At 55.9% G+C, this 18,266-nt stretch carries 14 protein-coding genes and 1 tRNA gene; all 15 read right to left on the bottom strand.

Going from position 1 to position 18,266, the window contains the following annotated elements; genetic code table 11:
• Window positions 1-37: 37 nt before the first annotated feature.
• The gene (locus PHP98_06760; protein ID MDD5483336.1) at window positions 38-526 is read right to left on the bottom strand and encodes a hypothetical protein; all 489 of its coding nucleotides are present in this window, start codon (window positions 524-526) and stop codon (window positions 38-40) included.
• A 172-nt stretch (window positions 527-698) separates the two neighbouring features.
• Window positions 699-1,859, bottom strand: coding sequence for a Xaa-Pro peptidase family protein (locus tag PHP98_06755; GenBank protein MDD5483335.1), 1,161 nt, complete (start codon window positions 1,857-1,859; stop codon window positions 699-701).
• Window positions 1,860-2,009: 150 nt separating this feature from the next.
• Window positions 2,010-2,801 carry a glucosamine-6-phosphate deaminase gene (nagB, locus tag PHP98_06750; GenBank protein MDD5483334.1) on the bottom strand — a complete coding sequence of 264 codons (792 nt, stop codon included), beginning with the start codon at window positions 2,799-2,801 and terminating at the stop codon, window positions 2,010-2,012.
• 7 nt (window positions 2,802-2,808) lie between these two features.
• Window positions 2,809-3,879 (bottom strand): Gfo/Idh/MocA family oxidoreductase, encoded by a 1,071-nt coding sequence (locus PHP98_06745; GenBank protein MDD5483333.1) that lies wholly within the window; start codon window positions 3,877-3,879, stop codon window positions 2,809-2,811.
• 174 nt (window positions 3,880-4,053) lie between these two features.
• Window positions 4,054-5,760 (bottom strand): DUF6067 family protein, encoded by a 1,707-nt coding sequence (locus PHP98_06740; GenBank protein MDD5483332.1) that lies wholly within the window; start codon window positions 5,758-5,760, stop codon window positions 4,054-4,056.
• A 281-nt stretch (window positions 5,761-6,041) separates the two neighbouring features.
• Complete coding sequence (locus PHP98_06735; GenBank protein MDD5483331.1) at window positions 6,042-7,166, bottom strand: DegT/DnrJ/EryC1/StrS family aminotransferase; 1,125 nt, start codon at window positions 7,164-7,166, stop codon at window positions 6,042-6,044.
• 80 nt (window positions 7,167-7,246) lie between these two features.
• Complete coding sequence (gene tyrS, locus PHP98_06730) at window positions 7,247-8,476, bottom strand: tyrosine--tRNA ligase (GenBank protein ID MDD5483330.1); 1,230 nt, start codon at window positions 8,474-8,476, stop codon at window positions 7,247-7,249.
• A 218-nt stretch (window positions 8,477-8,694) separates the two neighbouring features.
• Window positions 8,695-10,542: a 30S ribosomal protein S1 gene (gene rpsA / locus PHP98_06725; protein MDD5483329.1), complete on the bottom strand. Its 1,848-nt coding sequence runs from the start codon at window positions 10,540-10,542 to the stop codon at window positions 8,695-8,697.
• A gap of 288 nt (window positions 10,543-10,830) precedes the next feature.
• On the bottom strand, window positions 10,831-11,910 hold the full coding sequence (locus PHP98_06720) for a DUF1573 domain-containing protein (protein MDD5483328.1): 1,080 nt from the start codon (window positions 11,908-11,910) through the stop codon (window positions 10,831-10,833).
• Window positions 11,907-12,866 carry a DapH/DapD/GlmU-related protein gene (locus PHP98_06715; GenBank protein ID MDD5483327.1) on the bottom strand — a complete coding sequence of 320 codons (960 nt, stop codon included), beginning with the start codon at window positions 12,864-12,866 and terminating at the stop codon, window positions 11,907-11,909. The genes PHP98_06720 and PHP98_06715 overlap by 4 nt, the downstream gene beginning before the upstream one ends.
• A gap of 92 nt (window positions 12,867-12,958) precedes the next feature.
• Window positions 12,959-14,785 (bottom strand): homoserine O-acetyltransferase, encoded by a 1,827-nt coding sequence (locus PHP98_06710; GenBank protein MDD5483326.1) that lies wholly within the window; start codon window positions 14,783-14,785, stop codon window positions 12,959-12,961.
• Window positions 14,786-14,898: 113 nt separating this feature from the next.
• Window positions 14,899-16,482 (bottom strand): hypothetical protein, encoded by a 1,584-nt coding sequence (locus tag PHP98_06705; protein MDD5483325.1) that lies wholly within the window; start codon window positions 16,480-16,482, stop codon window positions 14,899-14,901.
• Window positions 16,483-16,551: 69 nt separating this feature from the next.
• A tRNA-Asp gene (locus PHP98_06700) sits at window positions 16,552-16,628 on the bottom strand.
• A 146-nt stretch (window positions 16,629-16,774) separates the two neighbouring features.
• Window positions 16,775-17,962 (bottom strand): MFS transporter, encoded by a 1,188-nt coding sequence (locus tag PHP98_06695; GenBank protein ID MDD5483324.1) that lies wholly within the window; start codon window positions 17,960-17,962, stop codon window positions 16,775-16,777.
• A gap of 7 nt (window positions 17,963-17,969) precedes the next feature.
• Window positions 17,970-18,266, bottom strand: a 297-nt coding sequence (locus PHP98_06690; GenBank protein ID MDD5483323.1) for a hypothetical protein, incomplete at its 5' end; no start/stop codon positions are given.

Genomic DNA, 18,266 nt, shown 5'->3' with positions numbered 1-18,266 from the left:
TTTTACCGCCGCGCGGAGGACGCAGAGTTTTTATTATTCAGCTCTCTGCGATCTCTGCGTCTTTGCGGTGCAGTTTGCTTGGGTCAGATGTGGTCAATTTACGTTCCAGCGCTTCAATCCGCGCGCGGTATTTGCCGTCCAAGCTTTCCAGGGCCGTTACCAGCAGGCCGTTGATCTGGTTCTGCTGCGACCAGAGACGGTAAGTGTAGAATTTCAGCGCATTCCAGATGATTTTTTTAAGAACGACCAGCAGGCCGGATCCGAAACGCCGCTTTTCGCGGATTTCAAAATCATTGATATCCACGAAGACGGCGTCGCGCAGGCACTCCAGGTAATATTTCAGAAAACTTTCGTCATCGCTCATGTTGACCAGGTTGGCCATTTCGGCGCGCGCGACGCGCAGGTCGCGGTAAACCCCGCGCGCGGTTTTGGCGGCTACGGCCGTTTTGATTTCCGCCATGATTTTCCCGGCGTTGACTTTTTCCGCTCCGATTTCAAACTGCGGTTTTTTTTCTTCAGCATTCATCGGGTTGTTTTCCGTAAACCATGGTCCGGCGGCGGATCAGACCGCATCCGCCGAAATTGGGCGGCCGACTCCTCAAAAAGCGCAATTCAGTGGCAACCCGCAGGGAGAAATCATTATGGCGGCCAGCACTCCGATGGCCTCCGTTGACATAATGCGTTGCACAACCCAACTTTCAGGCGATCTCAATTATTTTGCGGAATTTGCCGGAAAACGCTTCCACTCCGGATGCGGTTATGCGCGCGCCGGTTTCCCAGCGCAGGCCGTATTGCGGGCAGTAGAGGAAAGTGTCAACCTGGAAGGTCATATTTTCGCGCAGCGGGTAAGTTGAGGTTGTTTCCATCCAGGGACGTTCCACTTCCATCATGCCCAGGCCGTGGCAGGGGCCGTAGAGCAGGTTTTTTTCATAACCGCGTTTTTTGACAAACTCAAAAAAGCTGGCGGCGACCGTGCCGGCGGGCACGCCGGCCTTCATCCACTCCATGGTTTTGACATGAGCTTCCAGGCCGAAGGCGACCAGGTCGCGCATTTTGGCGTCCATTTTGCCCATGCAGATCGGAACTCCGATGCTGGGTGAATATCCGCCAACCCGGGCGCCGATGTTCAGCTGGACAAGGTCGCCCTGCTGAATTACGCGGTGTCCCGGCCGGCCGATGGCATGGGAACTGTTGGGGCCGGAGAGGACATAGGTGGGGTGCGCCTCGTACTCGGCGCCGTTCCGGTAAAACGATTCCTGCGCCAGGCCGACCGCCTGAAGCTCGGTCATGCCGGGGCGAATGTGGTCAAGCACGTCTGCCACGGCCAGGTCGGAAATGCGGAAGGCCTCCCGGAGCATGGCAATTTCCGGTTCGCTTTTGATCATGCGCATTTCATACATGATGTCGTCGGCCCTGATGATTTCGGCGTTCGGCAGAGCCTGGCGCATGGCCTCATAAATGGTAACGGGCATGGCGGTGTAACCGGCGACGCCCAGCCGTTTGACGCCCTTGCCGTTGTTGGCGGATTTGAAGATGTCCTCAAATTTATCCAAAGTTATTCCGGGATAATTCGGCTCGGCCGATTCGCGGTAATAAAGGATTTTTTTGATGTCCTTGATCACGCTGTGGTCGCGCGCGAAAGTCTCGCTTTCCGGTCCGATCAGCAGGGTGGCGTCTCCCTCGGCCGGGATGAAGACGCCGGCGCTTTCAAAGATGGGCCAGTAGTCGGAAAAATATCGCACGTTGGCGAATTCGGCCTCGTCGCTGTGGACGAGCAGGGCATCCAGCTTGCGTTCATTGATTTTGCGCCGAGCTTCGGTATGGCGCCGTTTGAACTCTTCAAGAGATATTTTATTCATTTTCATTTTTTTTCTCCGGATGCCTTGATTTTACTTCCGCCTTTCCCGCGGCGCGGCAAACGCCGGATAAACTCCGCGCGGGAATATGGTTATTTCCTGATTTTCTGCCATAATATGTCGTTTGTTTCAAGCTATTTCCTTGAAGGGGCCTCAGCCGCTGATATATTCCTGCCATTCCGGTTCATTGACGAAAACCCAGCGGTAATAATCAATCCGTTCCAGTTTCAAGGCGGCGGCTTCGTCAACGATGATGGTGCAATGCGGGTGGAGCTGGAGGGCCGAAGCCGAGATCATTGAGGTGATGGGGCCTTCAACCGCCTTGGCGATGATCGCGGCTTTGGCCTCGCCGGTCGCCAGGAGAACGCAGCGCTTGCTTTCCAGGATGGTTCCCACGCCCATCGTGATGGCGCGGCGCGGCATATTGGCGGGACTGCTGAAAAACTGCGCGTTTTGCCGGATGGTGTCGGGGGAAAGCGCCTTGACGCGCGTGCGGGAACGCAAGGCGGAAAGCGGTTCGTTGAAGCCGATATGGCCGTCCTGCCCTATTCCCAGAAGCTGGAAATCAATGCCGCCGCTCCGTGCGATTTTTTCTTCGTAACGCGCGCATTCCGCGGCCAGATCTTCGGCTTTGCCGTTCGGCAAATGCGTGTTTTCAGGCTTGATATTGATCTTGCTGAAAAGGTGTTGGTTCATATAAAACCGGTAGGAAGTCTGTTCGTCGCCGGAGAGGCCGACGTATTCATCCAGGTTGAAGGTCCGGCATCCGGAAAAATCAAGGCCTTCCTGGCGATGCATTGCGGCCAGCATCTCATACACCCGTTCCATGGTGCGGCCGGTGGCCAGGCCGAGCACGAGGTCCGGCTTGGAGCGGAGGGCGCTGGCTATCAGGCGCGCAGTCAGGAGGCAGGCGCCGTCTTTATCAGGCCTGATGATTGCTTCCATTTTTCAATCAGTGGTATTCCCCGGCGTTTTGCGGATTTGACAGCATGACTTTGGCCGCCGGCAGTTTTTTGCCCAGCTTTTTGATTTCATCCATGGGCTTGGCCAGCGGCAGGGCAACCTGTCCGCCCTGGATCATGGAGCGGCAAAACGCCATCATGATTTCAAAGCCCTGGTAGGCGCTCTCAAAATTGCACGGATGAATTTTCCGGTCGTCGTCAAGCCAGTCGGCGATTTCCTGGATATAAGGCGGCATATCAAGTTCATAATTCATGCAACCGGGTCCGTTTTGGGCGCCGCCGTTTTTGGTAACCGCCCGCCAGCCGCTCCCGGTCAGGACTTCCGCAAATCCTTCTGTTCCCTGGGCGCCGATGCGGCATTTGCGCCACCAGTAGTCAACTTCGGGCACGTCGGGGGCGCCGGCGCCGCATTCAATGATGCCGCGCACGCCGTTTTTGAACTGGACAAAGCCGGCGATATAATCCGGGGAGGGGTGGGCATCGGCGAGCTTGCCGCGTCCGGCGGCCTGGGCCATGACCCATTCGGCCCCGGCCTGATCGTTAAACCAGCGGGTATAGTCAATCAGGTGGCTCAGCATATGCATCATCCAGCCGGAGGCCGTGCCGTAGACCGTGTGCACGCGGCCGAGCGCGCCGGAAGCGATTATTTCCTTCACTTTGCGGTAATGTTCGCCATAGCGGTGCTGGTGGCTGACCACGGCTTTGACGCCCTTTTTGTCCAATAACTTTTTGATTTTCATGCCCTCGGCGCTGGTGAGCGCAACCGGTTTTTCAAAGGCGATCAGCTTGGCCTTGCCCTTGACGGCCAGCTTGATCATATCCAGCCGCAGTTTGGGGAGCGTGCAGAAACAGAACACGTCCGGTTTTGCTTCCTTAATCAGGGTTTCGGCGTTTGGGCCGGTTCTTGGATTGCCCAGTTTGGCTGCGGCGGCCTGCAGGCGGTTTTCATCTATGTCGCAGATGGCGGAAATTTCAAACCGGCCGTTGGCGAGGAAAGTCTGGGCGTGATGCATGCCGCGTTTGCCCATGCCGACGATCATTACGCGATATTTGCTGCTCATTTTCTTATCTCCCTTTTAACGGTTTTTAAAGATTAACGCTGAACCTGTTTCGTATTTAATCCGACAGAAACATAAAGGGAAAACGCAGTCTTGGCAAGCAGATTTCAAGGCCGGCCTTACGGCGGGCCGGGCCTTCGGTGCAAAGAAATGAAAATGCCCCCGATCCTCCGATCTTTACCTGGATAATTTCAGAATCATCTCCGCAACCTGTTTGCGGAAGGCAAAGAGCGCGTGCGGGTCCTTGTTATAGTGGTAAGTAAAGACAATCAATTCCGGCGGAATGGCCAGCAGCTTTTTCGCGGCCTCAATATCTTCAGCGGACATATTCTTTGATTTTTCAATGGCGTTTTTAAGGAGATGAATATATTCAAAGTCTTCAATCCCGTCCGTCATGCATTCCAGGCGGATGGAAGGCAGGGGCCCGTTCTCGCCCGGGTAGACAACGTAACCATCGCCATTCCATTGCCCCGGGCTGGTCAGGCCTGATTCCGCCGGCCATTTGTCAAATCCCTTCGGCCAGTGCATGCCGCACCAGAAGAACGTGGCCGGGGTCATCTTGAATTTCCAGATCATGAGGTAAAAAATACGGATGTCAATTGAAGGCCGGTCCAGCAGAACATCGCTTGGATATTCATAAAACGGGCGGTAATATTCAAGGCGCACCGGTATGCCGCAGCGGTACCACCAGACTTCCTGGCCGCCGGCAAGCTGGTTGCGGATTGCCTCCATGTCGTTGGCGGGCATGGAAGACCACCATATGTCCACGGCGCCGTACAGGCCGGGGTGGGGGCTTTCGGCCATGAAAATTTTCAGGTCCGGAACCGTTGCGCGGATTGCCTCCGAATCCCTGCGGAAAGCGGGGTAATCCCGCGGATGCGGCTCATCCTTGTAGCCGTAAATCATGGCCTTGTCAAGCCAGCCCTTTTCATTCAAATAATCGCAGTATTTTTTCAGTGCTTCGCCCTTGAGGCGCGGGATTTGAAAACGGCTCAGGCCGTGTTCAAATCCGTTTTCCAGGTCTTTGGTTGCCGCGGAATAGTCATTGGATTTATAATGCGCGTTTCCCAGGTCCAAAGGATTGATTTTATGGTCAAGGAAATATTCGGCATAGACGCGGTGCATTTCCAATTCGCGATCCTTGCCGTATCTCTTGCCGCAGTTGGCGGAGGAAAGCCAGGTGCAGGTCTGAACAATCTGTTCCTTTGGCAGGGTAAAATCCCAAACCTCAACATTCACGTTGATTTTGAACGGCTCCGTGTTTGTTCCGGATATGGTCAAAATGCCGCGGTAAGCGCCGGCCGGGATATCCGCCGGCGAGCGGATTTCTATCCAGAAAGCCCTGGTCTCCGCGGGCGGCACGTCAACGGCAGTCATGGGAACCAGCGGGTCCGGCCACCAGCCCTTGTGCGCGACCGGATAACAGGCATTGGTGGTTTCCACGTATTCAACGTTGAATATTTTTGCCGAATCTTCTGGAAATCTTTGTCCGGCGTCGTTGACGAGCGGAGTCAGAGCAGCCGTCATGCCGCAGAGTGTTTTGTCCTTGAGCGGCAGAACGGCGACTTGAAATGATTCCCTCTCGTTTTTGGCCAGGGAGATGGAAACATTTGAGGAAATGTTTCCCTTGAACCAGTATTTATCCTTGAACATTTTATGAAGGGAGTGTTCCGTGCCGCAGACATAATCCAGGGATTGGGCCGCAATGTTGCCGGCGGAACAGAATTTCTCCAGCCCTGCCTCAAAATAATCCTTCTGGTCGCCAAGTGTAAGTTCCCAGTGGTCGGGCGACTTGAAATATTCCTTGTCGCGGTCAATTGCGCGGAGCGAGGTGGACAGCAGGAGAATGCAGACGAAGCAATTAAATAACGTTCTTGTTTTCATATTAGTGTTTGGTTCTGCAGTAATGGCCCAAAAGGTTTATATCCGATAAAACCGCTATTCATCCTGTTTTGCAGGGGCGCCGCTTGACGACGCCCTCCGGGCGGGCTTCGAAGAGCGAAGCCCCTACATGGATTGTCCTGCCGAATGACACACCTAAATACACGTGCAATGATAAGAATATTTGAACAGAAGGCAATAATGGAAATAAAAAAATAGCAGGGCGAATCCACGTGGGACTCGCCCTGCCTTTCAGAATCTGTCCTTCAGAAGAAATTAGGCTGTCAACAGTTCTGCTTGTCCCATTCCAGTACCTTTTCAATCACATGCCCGATTTCCGCGTCGGTCAGTTCCGGGAACATGGGCAGGGAAACACAGGCCGCGGCGTTGTATTCCGCGTTGGCGATTTCACCCGCAATCCTGGCCTGTTTGCCCCAGGGGTATCCCTCCTGCTGATGGATGGCGATGGGGTAATGGCACTTGGCGTCAATACCGTTTTCATTCAGGAATTTCAGCATGGCATCGCGCTGCTCCGTCTTCTTCAACTCAATGACGTACAGATGGTAAATATGTCTGTAACCGGGTTTTTCATACGGCAGCGTAAACGACCTGGCGTTTTGCAGGGCCGCGGTGTATTTCGCCGCCAGTTTGCGGCGCTGATCGTTCCACCCGTCAATATGTTTAAGCTTTGCGCTCAGGATGCCGGCGTGCAAATCATCCAGCCGGCTGTTGTAACCCATGCTGTGGCAGGAACGTTTCTCGGAGCCATGATTGCGCAATTTGCGGGCAATCCGGTCAATTTCCGGGTCATTGGTTACAATGGCGCCGCCGTCGCCGAAAGTGCCCAGGTTTTTCTGGATAATGAAGCTGGTGGTGGCCGCTTTGGAAAGTTCACCGATTTTAAAGGTGTCGCCGCGCGCGCCAAAAGCCTGGGCATTGTCCTCCACGATGAACAGGTTGTGCTTGTCGGCTATTTTCCTGATGGCCGGCATGTCCGCGCACTGGCCGTAGAGGTGCACGGGAACAATGGCCTTTGTGCGGGGCGTGATGGCGGCTTCAATTTTGGAGGGATCAATGCATTTGGTTTTGGGATCGCAATCCACAAACACGACGGTGGCGCCGGTGAACCAGATGGCCTCGGCGGTGGCGAAAAAGGTGTTGGGGTGGGTGATGCATTCATCGCCCGGGCCGATGCCGAGCGCGAGGAGGGAAAGCCAGATGGCATCCGTGCCGTTGCCGGTTCCGACGGCGTATTTCGTGCCGCAGTATGCGGCCAGTTCCCGTTCAAACTGCTTGAGCATAGGGCCCATGACATACTCGCCGCTTTCCAGGACTTTGCTTATGTTGGCGTCAATTTCGTTCTTGATGTTGTGGTACTGCCGCACGTGGCCGTAAAAAGGAACTTTCATTTTATCCTCCCATGCATGTGTTTTTGTTCTGAAAAACGCGTTGATTCTAGCCTGGTTTAGCGATAAAGCAAGCGGTTTTTTTAAATGATTTTGAGGCGGACGATTCCGCGCTTGCCGGCCTGGAGAATGTTTTCATCGGCGACGGCGATTTCGGCGTTGACGTCCGTGATTTTCCGCCCTTCAATTTTCACGGCGCCCTGTTGGACCAGGCGGCGCGCGGCGCTTTTGCTTTCCGCCAGGCCGGCGGCGGCGAGCAGGGCGACAATCCCCGCTTTGCCGTCCTTGAGGCTTGCGGCGGGAATATTTGCGGCGGGAATGGCGTCCGGCAATTTATGGCCGCTGAACACGCGGGCAAATTCTTCCGAGGCCGCCCGGGCCGCGTCCCGGCCGTGGAACATGGCCGTGATTTCGCGGGCCAGTTCGTCCTTGAGCTCGCGCGGATGGCGTTTGCCGGCGGCCATGGCTTCCCGCAGGCTTTGCACCTCAACATCCCGCCGGCAGAGCACGAGCGAAAAATAGCGCCACATGAGTTCGTCCGGAATGGACATGACTTTTCCGAATATTTCCCGCGCCGGCTCGGTGATGCCGATATAATTGCCGAGGCTTTTGCTCATTTTTTTCACGCCGTCCAGTCCTTCCAGGAGGGGGAGGGTCATGATTACCTGCTGTGCGCATCCGAAAGATTTTTGCAGGTCGCGGCCGATCAGCAGGTTAAAGAGCTGATCGGTCCCGCCGACTTCAACGTCGGCTTCAACCATGACCGAATCGTATCCCTGAATGATGGGGTAGGTGAATTCAACGATTGAAATGGGCAGGTTTTCGCGGAAGCGCTTCTGAAAATCTTCGCGTGCGAGCATCTGGGCCACGGTCAGGCGCGCGGACAATTTGAGCACGTTGTCAAAGGTCATGTTCGCGAGCCATTCGGAGTTGAAATGGACCTCGGTTCGGGCCGGGTCCAGGATGCGGCGCACCTGCTCCTGGTAGGTCTTGGCGTTCGCGGTTACCTCTTCGCGCGCGAGCGGCTTGCGGGTCTCGGAGCGGCCGGAGGGATCGCCGATCATGGCGGTGAAATCGCCGATGATAAAAACGACGGTATGGCCCAGGTCCTGGAACTCGCGCAGCTTTTTCAGGGCTACGACGTGGCCGACATGGATATCCGGGGCGGAAGGATCGGCGCCGTATTTAACGCGCAGCGGCCTTTGGCTGGCGATTGAATTTTCAAGCTTGCGCCGCAGTTCTTCTTTTGAAACCAGATTGACCGTCCGGCCGGCGATAATTTCAAGCTGGCGCTCGGCATCCATATTGTGCATCTGTGTTTTGCGCGCGGCAAAATGTTATTCAATTAAAACATGCAACAGTTTTGCGGAGAAGTTTTTCCGGAGGCGGATCAGCCTCCGGCGGAAACAGCCCGGCCAGCCGTTTGTTTTGGATGGCGCCGTTTTAGCCTTGGGCGGAAAAAGGTTTGATTTGCGCGCGCCGCCGGTTGCCCGGCGCGGCCCGTTCAACGCGGCGCAACTCTACGCCCGCTTCAACCTTCTTGTTTGCCGGTTTCCGGGGTTTTGTCCTTTTTTTCGCCGGGCCGCCATTCCTTGACTTCTCCGGCAACGCCGAAGGCTTCATCAAAGGCGCCGGCCAGGTCAACGATATCTTCGCCAGGTTTCAATCCGGCCAGCATTTCTTCCTTGACCTCAAACTCTTCCTCGGGCACGGAGGCGGCCTTGATGCTCAGAACGATGCGGCGTTCAATCTGGTCTATTTTAATGACCCGCGCCTTGACCTGCTGTTCCGGGTTGATGGCGCCGCCGGGTTTGCCGTTTTTATCGTCGCTGATTTGCGAGACCGGCACCAGGCCTTCAAAGCCCTCTTCAATCTGCACGAATGCGCCGAAGGAGGTCAGCTTGGTGACGGTTCCCTCAACCATCTGGCCGATTTTGTACTTTGAGGCGATGGTCGTCCAGGGATCGGCCTGGGCCTGTTTCAGGCCGAGGCTGATGCGCTGATTTTCGGGGGAGACTTCAAGGACAATAACCTCAACCTGGTCGCCTTTTTTCAACAGCTCGGACGGATGTTCAACCTTTTTGGTCCAGGACATATCGGAGACATGGATCATACCGTCAATGCCTTCCTGCAGTTCCACAAAGGCCCCGTAAGAGGTAAGATTCTTGACGGTGCCCGCGATCCGCGAGCCGACCGGGTAATGTTCACGGGCCTGTTCCCACGGGTTGGCGGTTGTCTGGCGTATGCCGAGGGATATTTTCTGTTCCTCGCGGTTGATATTGAGGACGACCGCGTCCACTTCGTCTCCGACGGAAAGCACGTCGGAAGCGCGGCCGACGCGCTGTATCCACGACATTTCGGAAATATGCACGAGTCCCTCAACGCCCCCTTCCAGCTCCACAAATGCGCCGTAGGGCATCAAGTTGACCACCCGGCCGTGCACGCGGCTGCCAACCGGATATTTCTGCTCAATATTATCCCAGGGATTGGGCGTTTTTTGTTTCAGTCCGAGCGAAACCCGTTCCTTTTCAAAATCAATGTCAAGAATCATGACTTCAACCGAGTCGCCGACCTTGAGTATTTTTGAAGGATGGCTGGTCCGTCCCCAGCTCATGTCGGTAATGTGCAGGAGGCCGTCCAGGCCGCCGAGGTCAATGAAGGCGCCGAAGTCGGTGATATTTTTGACCGTTCCGGTGCGCAACTGCCCGATTTTTATATCCATCATTATGCTTTTCCGCTTCTCGCGCCGGCGCTGTTCAATCAGTTCGCGGCGGGAGAGGACGATGTTGCGCCGGCTGCGGTCAACCTTCATCACCTTGAATTCAAATCTTTTGCCGATAAAATCGTCCAGGTTGCGGACCGGCAGGATATCAAGCTGGGAGCCGGGCAGGAAAGCCTTGACGCCGTGAATATCAACGATCATTCCGCCCCTGATCCGGCTCTTGATTTCTCCCTCCAGAATGCTGCCTTCGCCGCTTGAGGCCAGAACGTTATCCCACATGCGCTGTTGCTCGGCCTTTTGCCTGCTTAAAATGATGCGCCCATCGTCGTCTTCAATCTGCTCCAGCACGACTTCCACCTCGTCGCCGGACTGGATTTTTTCCAGATCGGGAAATTCCTCGGCGGGCACAAAGCCCTCGGATTTATAGTTGATGTCAATAACCACGCCGCCCGGGCTGACGTGCAGGATCTTGCCCTTGACGATGCTGCCTTCCTTTATGTTTTTCAGGGATTCTTCATACATTGCGGCCAGGTCCGCCTGTTTGTTTTTGCCGAAGGTTTCGGCGTCAATCCCGGTTTCTTTTCTTTTTTTAATAGTGTCTGATTCCATATTGCCCTGATCTGTAACGCCGGCCGCAAGGCTCCATGCGGTTTTCATGGTTATTTTGCGCTGCCCATGGGAACTGTAACGCGCCGCAGCGTGGATGGCGCGGTCATCCGCATATTATGCGGATTGCTTTTGCGGTCTGAAGCCTGTGGCCTGTCGTCTTCTTTCACGGTTTATGGGCCGATTGTTATGTTCAGTTAATTCCCTGAAACCGCCCTGTCATTTCGGGAAAACAAGGAATTAAATACAATATCCGGCAATAAGCAAGCCTTTTTCTGAGAATTTATTGGGGTATGAACGAAAAAAGCGGATCATTGTGTCCGTTAAAGGGCATAACGTTTAATTGTGCCGTTCGCCGGCGTCCGGCGTCCTGATCGGGACTTTCAGGACCGGCGTTGCGTCTGAATCGGTAAAAATGACAAGATCGGTTCCATTGAGCTTGTCAGACGGCATGATATTGTCTATGTCAATCCGCCAGGCGCGGTTTCCCGCCATCGGGCGGAGGGTTGTTTTTATCTCCGGCGCGGGCGGTTCCGCCCGGAGGAGCTTGAATTTTTTTTCCTGGCCGGAATAAACCATCAGGGAAAACGCGTCCGTCCCGCGCTTCCGGGAGGGGATGACGATTTCCCCGGGAACAGCGTAAATATCCCCGACCACGCGGCCCTGCATCGGAATTTCAATAATCTTGAAACGGGGGTGATCCGTCAGCGCCCGCAGGGTTGATTGGAAGGATCCCGGGCGCAGGGGCGGCGCGGTGCGCACGGTTATTCTGTAAACCCGGCGCGGCTTGAGGCTGACGAATTCCGCCGCAAAGGAAGGGTCTTCCGGCGCGACGGCGGTAATATAGGTTTCGTCGCCTTCGGCAAATCTTATTTCGCATGATTTTTCAACCCGCGCGGCCTCGTGGACAATGCCCCATGCAATCCGGCCGGGCTTGATTTCAAGGGGGGCGAGCGCCTCGCCGATCAGCGCCAAAACAAGCTGCGCCGCCTTTGGATCGTTTGATTCAACAATAATGCGCCGCATTTGCGGCCCGCTGCGCCCCTTCAGCTTAAAAATTACCCTGAGCGCCGTGTGCTCGCCGGGGGCAAGCGTGTCGTCATCAACCCGCGCGGCAACGCATCCGCAGTCCGTGCGCACGGCCGGAATATGAAGCGGGGCCGCGCCTTCGTTGGCGAGAATGAACTCGTGGCGGATGACTTCCGTGTTGGGAACCGCCCCGAAAAAACATTCGCATTCATCGCAGACGATGACGGGGGCCGGCCGCGCGGCCCCTGCCGCCGTGGAAAGGCGCAAGGGCGCGAGGAAAGAGGCGGTTATTAAAAAAAGCCCCGGCAGATACTGCGCACGCCGCGTCCGGCCAACTGCCGCGGCGAAACACCGCGGGGTAAAACCGGTGAATTTATGTTCGGCGTTCAAGGTTGAACGTTGGGTTTTGAAGTTTTCCGCGCGCCGTCCGTGCCCATCTTGATCTCCGGTTTCGGCTGGCGGTTATAGACCGTTGCGCCGGCCGGCACGGAATGGGTAAGCCACACGTTGCCGCCGATCACCGCCCCCTCGCCGACAATGGTTTGGCCGCCGAGGATGGTGGCGCCGGCGTAAATGGTGGCATTGTTCCGCACTTCCGGGTGGCGCTTGATGCCTTTGATCGGATTGCCCTGTTCATCCTTGGGAAAACTCAACGCGCCCAGGGTAACGCCCTGGTAGATTTTCACGTTTTTGCCGATGACGCAGGTTTCACCGATCACCACGCCGGTGCCGTGGTCAATGAAGAATCCGGCGCCGATTTTGGCCCCGGGGTGAATGTCAATGCCGGTGCGCGAATGCGCCAGTTCGGTCATGATGCGCGGGATAAGGGGGACTCCCTTTTCATAGAGCGGATGAGCCAGACGGTGCACGGCGATGGCTTGCAGGCCGGGATAACTCATCACTATTTCCATGAAAGACCTTGCGGCTGGGTCGCCTTCGTAAGCGGCCTGAATATCCTTCTGCAATAGTTCGCGGATTGACGGCAGTTGTTCAATCAGGAAGGTTGCCGCCTCCTCGGCCCGGGCGCGGCAGTCGCCGCAGTTTCCGCATTTTTCCACCAGGCACTGGTAACGGAAGGCATTTTCCACCTGGTCGGCGAGGCGCGCGGAAATCGCGCGCAGCCGGGCGCCGTAAAAATCGGTTAGTTGCTTTTCGGGGAGGGGGCCGGAACCGTGGCAGCCCGGGAAAAGAATGCCCAGGAGTTCTTCCACCACCGCGTAGACGGATTTCTGTCCGGCAAGGTTGAAGCTTTTTTCGGTGTTGACAAGCGCCGGGCAATTTGTGGTGTTGGCCATGCGGTCAACTATCGCGGGCAACGAGCGGTCCATCCATTCCTTCAGTTTCATGCGTTTTCTCCGCAGTCTGGGCAATTGATATCTGAATTTTGCACGCAAAGCGCGCAAAATTCATCCGAATGGCCGTGAAAATGCATTGTTTTTTATTCGTCGCGTGAAATTTCAATCAGAATCCGGTCGGCCCCGAGATTGCGCCAGCCGATTTTGGTGAAAATCATGTCCGCAAAATTACGCGGGATGCAGGTTTCCTCCCGGATGCGGATGCGGTCCAAGGCGCAAAGCGCCCGGAAGTCGCGGAGCGTTGAAAGGTGAATGTTCGGCGTGTCATACCATTCAAAGGGCAGGGAATCTGAGACCGGCATTTTCCCGGTCAATCCCAGCCGCAGGCGGTAGCGCCAATTGCCGAAATTCGGAAAACTGACGACGCCGACGCGGGCCACGCGGAGCATTTCGTTGAGCAGTTGGCGGGGTTTGCGCACGACTTGCAGGGTCTGGCTGAGAACGGCGTAATCGTATGTTTTGTCGGGGATTGAGTTTAACCCGGCATCCAGGTCGCACTGAAACACGTCCAATCCCTTGCGGATTACGCTGATAATATTGTCAAGGTCAATATCCAGGCCGAGCCCGGAAATGCTTTTCGCGGCAAAAAGCTCGCAGAGCAGCCGCCCGTCGCCGCAACCGAGGTCAAGCACGGCTGCGCCGGGTTTGATCCGTTCAATGATGAAGGGGAATTCGTCCGGGGAATCGGTTTTGCCGCGGAAGGCGGCGCCGCGGCGCGGCCGGCCGGCAACGGCGTGTTGCGAGATTTGCGCTGCCGGTCCGTCGGGTGATTCCAGGAAGGCGCGCATGACCTCGGCGAGGTGGTCAATTTCAACCAGAAATGCGTCGTGCCCGTAAGGCGAGCGCAAAAGGCAGTATGAAACCCGTTTTTTGGCGCGGATCAGCGCGCCGGCCAGCTGGAGCGATTGTTCCGGGGGGAAAAGCCAGTCGGAACTGAGGGCCACCACCAGGAAACGCGTTTTGGGGTCAACGTTGCGGAAAGCGTCGGCCGGCTCGGATGTGTTTTCCGCCAGGTCAAAAACATCCATGGCCTCGGTGATATGCAGGTAGGAGTTTGCGTCAAAGCGGTGCACGAATTTTTCGCCCTGATAATCCAGATAGCTTTCCACCTGGAACGGAGTGGCGAAACGCGGCAGGGGATCGGATAATTTTTTTTTCTCCCGGCCGAACTTGCGTTTCATGTTTTCCGACGACAAATAGGTGATGTGTCCAATCATCCGCGCCTGGGCCAGGCCTTCCGCTGGTTTGTCCCTGTTCTGGTAGTAATCGCCGCCGGCCCAGGCCGGATCGGATATGATGGCGTTGCGTCCGACGATGTCAAAAGCCAGCGCCTGCGCCGAAAGGTTCATTCCGGAGGCGATGCAGACGCATTTGGCGGTCATCTGCGGAAAACGGATGCTCCATTCCAGCGCCTGCATTCCGCCGAGCGAACCGCCGACCACCGCCGCCAGGCGGGAAATACCCAGTTGGCGCAGCAGGAGTTGCTGGACTTTCACGATATCCGCGATGGTGATGGAAGGGAAGGAAGAGCCGTACGGTTTGCCGGTGCGCGGGTCAATGGAAGAGGGGCCGGTGGTGCCCCTGCAGCCGCCGAGGATATTGGCGCAGATCACGTGGAAGCGGTTGGTGTCAATGCCCTTTCCGGGGCCGATCATGGCGTCCCACCAGCCCGGCTTGGAGTCCCCGGGGGTATGGCAGCCGGCGACATGGGCGTCGCCGGTCAGCGCATGGCAGATGTAGACGGCATTATCGGCTTTTTCCGAGAGGCGGCCGTAGGTTTCGTAAGCCACCTGCAGTTCGGGGAGCAGGCCGCCGTTTTCCAGTTTAAATCCTTCCGGCGGCAGTTCCAGGCGCCGGTATTTTGTTTCAACCAAACCGACGCTGCCCTTGTCTGAAAACCCATTACTCATTAAAGGAAGCCCCTGTGTTTCATGCCGGAAGATTCAGACGGGACGGCCATGGAAGAAGGGCAATTCCGGGATAGCGCCGGCTGATTATTTTCTCCTTCTGCGTTCTGCCCTGCTCATTGCTTTTTGCGGGCGTCAAGCAAAGCCATCTGTTCCTCAATATATTTTGCTTCCTTGGTGTCCGGCCTGACATCCTTTGCCGCTTTTTTGAAGTATTTTTCGGCTTCGTCGTAGGCTTTGCGGGCGCCCGGCTCGTCCTTGAGGTTGTCGCGCAGGATATTGCCGATTCGCATGGCGTTGAATCCCAGCAGCATGTCCGGCGTGTATATCTGTTCGTTGATCGGGTTGTATGAGCCGACTTTGTTTTCGGCTATGTAAACCATGTACTTCCTGAAGCCTTCCACGGCTTCGCTGTAATTCTTTTTTTCCAGCGCAAGGTGCGCCCCGATTTTCGCCCGGGTTGAATCCAGCCAGTCCTTTGGCCAGTATTTTTTATTTTCCGCGGCGGCTTGCAGCGCCCCCTCGTAATCGCCGATGATGAACAAAGCGTCTATTCCGAACAGGGCCATTTGTTTTTGATCGTCCGTTTTTTCCAGTTGGCCGCCGAACTTATCGCCGAAAGCCATCATTTGTTTTGCCAAATCCCTGTTTTCCTGCATAACAACCGGATAAAAATAGTCGCAATAAACAGAATAGAGGGCGGGTGTTTTCAAGCCCATGTCCATGAATTCCCCGAGCCGCGCGGGAATCAGGGGGATTTTATTGTTCGCTTTCAGCATGGCAAGCGAAGCGCGCGCGGCCGCGTTTCCCGCGCCGCTGTTTATTTGCCGGTTTTTGAGGGTAAACATGCACATCTGGTCAACCGCGTCAAATTCCGCGTCTTTGCGGGCTTTGGCGGCGGCAAAGGAAATCGTTCCGGCCAAATCGCCGTCGGACAAATCCGCCAGCTTTTTCATGAGAAACTCCTTGCCCTCTTTCCATTGTTCCCGCAGGATGAATATTTTCGTTTTTTCGGCCGCGGCCATGGAGCGCAATTCCCCGGCGCCCTTGCCTTCCTTTTCAATCATGTTCAGGAGTCGGTCGGCGTCGTCGTATTTGTTTTTTTCAACGAGGGAAGAGAGGGCCGGCGCGAATATGGTCCGGCAGGTTTCAGGGGAAAAGGCGGCGCCGCATGTTTTGATGATGTCGCGCGCCTTCTCCAGGGTTCCGCCGGAACAGACGGCGTTCAGGCGCCAGTTGAAGACCAGCGGCTGCAGATCTTCCGGGAGCGGCAGTTTCAGCAACTGCGCGGTCCATTCAATGATTGCGTCATTATCCTGTTTGCGGAGGTAATACGAATAAATTTTGTCAATGCCGGCACGGGCGATTTCCGGGTCCTGCGGCGCATGCTGCAGAAAAAAACGCTTGGCTTCCGCGGCGTTATCCCCGGCCAGGAAGATATCCAGCATCTTGGCGGAAAGAGAGGCGCGCAGGCGGGCGAAGTGGTCAAAATTTTCGGTCAGGAGCGCCAGCGCCCCGTTTTCATCCTTGGCCTGGAGCATCTGGTCGGAGCGCTCCATAACCGAGTTAAGATAAATCTGGGCCGGGTTTTCAAATTCATCCGGCGGCACGCCCATGAGCTCTTCCGGCGACTGCGCCCGTGAAAAACAGGGCGTGAACAAAAGGGCCGCGGTCAGGATGGTGGAAAACAGTGTTTTCATGGAATGTTCCTCCTATTCTTTTTCTGACGAGACTTTGTTTTTCACGCGATTAAGCCGGGCGCGCGATTGTGGCGGGAGAGACGGGGCTCGAACCCGCAACCTTCGGCGTGACAAGCCGATGCTCTAGCCAATTGCGCTACTCCCCCGGCATATCTGTAACACAATAGTTTTTTTGCCGTAGAAGGCAAGGGAAAAACAAACAAAATATCATTCTTTCCGCAAATGATGCTTGCGGATTAACGGCGGGGCGCCAGCCGTTTGTTTCGGGCGGCGGGACCGCCGCCTTATGGCGTCAGTCTTTTTCCCCTGCGGCGATCTTTTGCCGCCGTCCGCGCTCATAATGCGCCGCCCCCGCGGTGAAAAATTGGAGCACAACTGAAACGGAAAGCATTATCGCGCAAACCGCGTACATGCTGGAGCTGTCGGCGGTAAAACGCATCCACCATTCACTGATGAAAATCCCCGCCAGCGAAGCCGTGCCGACCAGGAATTCATTGATGCCGACATTGAGAACGCGGTTCCCGGAATTGGAGCTGTAATAAACACTGCAAAAAAAGGCGAAACCGAAGTAAACGCCGAGCAGGCTGAAGGCGAAAACGCTGACGCTCATCACGGGCCGGATCCAGATTATAAAAAACAACAGCGCGGCCAGAGCGTGCGCGGCCACAAACGGGGAACGCCGGTAAAGGAAGCGGCGGCATCGGGCCATAATCAGGCCGGCGAAAGCCTGGACCGCAAAGATAAGGAACAACGGCAGGCTGGCCGCCAGCGAGCCGACGCCCTGCGCCGCGCAAATCGCGGGAAAAAAACTTGTCAGGGGTTTCTGGACAAACATGGCGGTGAAAATTATTATCCAGCCCACCCATACATAACGGGCGTTGGACGGCCGCGCGTCGGCCGCCTCCGTTTCAACATATTCTTCCGATGAAATTTCTTCCAGCGGCCGCCGCTTGTGGCGGATGATAACTATAATTATGGCCAGGCCTATGGCCAGCGACAAAACCGCCAGCAGGCTGGGACCGTGGCTGTAAAACGATCCGGAAGAGATAAAACCCATTCCCGTTCCCATGCTCCAGGAGAGGGTATAAATGCCGACGGTTTTCATGAGCCCCCCCGGCGCGGATTCGCCGCGCATGAAAGCCTGGAATGAATTGAAAAACAATGCCGGAAAAACCCCCAGCATTGCCATGCCGGCCAGCATCGTATTGAATCGGCCGGCAAAGAGGCAGACCATGATTCCCAGGAGGGTCAGGGCGGTGCTGAGCCAGAGAATCAGCCGGGCGTTTTTTCTTGAGGTTATGAAACCCGCGCCCAGGCTGGCAAGCATGTAAAAGAAGGCTGAAGTTCCCGCCAGCCAGGCGCATTGGGTAAAGGTAAGGCGCTGTTCGCCGGCGCGATACAGGACGGCAAAGGTGGCCAGAAAAATGAGCCAATCCATCAGAGCCGGGCAGGCGTTGACAAGGAAGAGCGATGTTTTCACGCCGGCATTACGGCGCGGATGCGGCCGTAATGAGATCGCTGGTTGAGGAAATATGCGTTATGTAAGCCTCGGCCGTATTGGTGGCTGAAGAGCCGTTGGTTGAAGAGACGTAAGCGCTGTTGGCGGAGAAGGTGGAGGTTACCTTGACCACCTGCGAGACGGGGGTTGCTGGGTCGCAAATGCTGGTGTAGGTTACCATCATTCCGCTCCGCGAACTCAGGACGCCGTATGTTTCGTTTGCGAGGGACCAGGAATACAGATAGCCGTTGTAGGCCGTCAGGGTGACGCTTTCGCCGTAGCGCAA

The sequence above is a fragment of the Kiritimatiellia bacterium genome, assembly GCA_028715905.1.
Lineage (GTDB): Bacteria > Verrucomicrobiota > Kiritimatiellia > JAAZAB01 > JAAZAB01 > JAQUQV01.
This window is presented reverse-complemented; position numbering and strand designations above follow the sequence as displayed.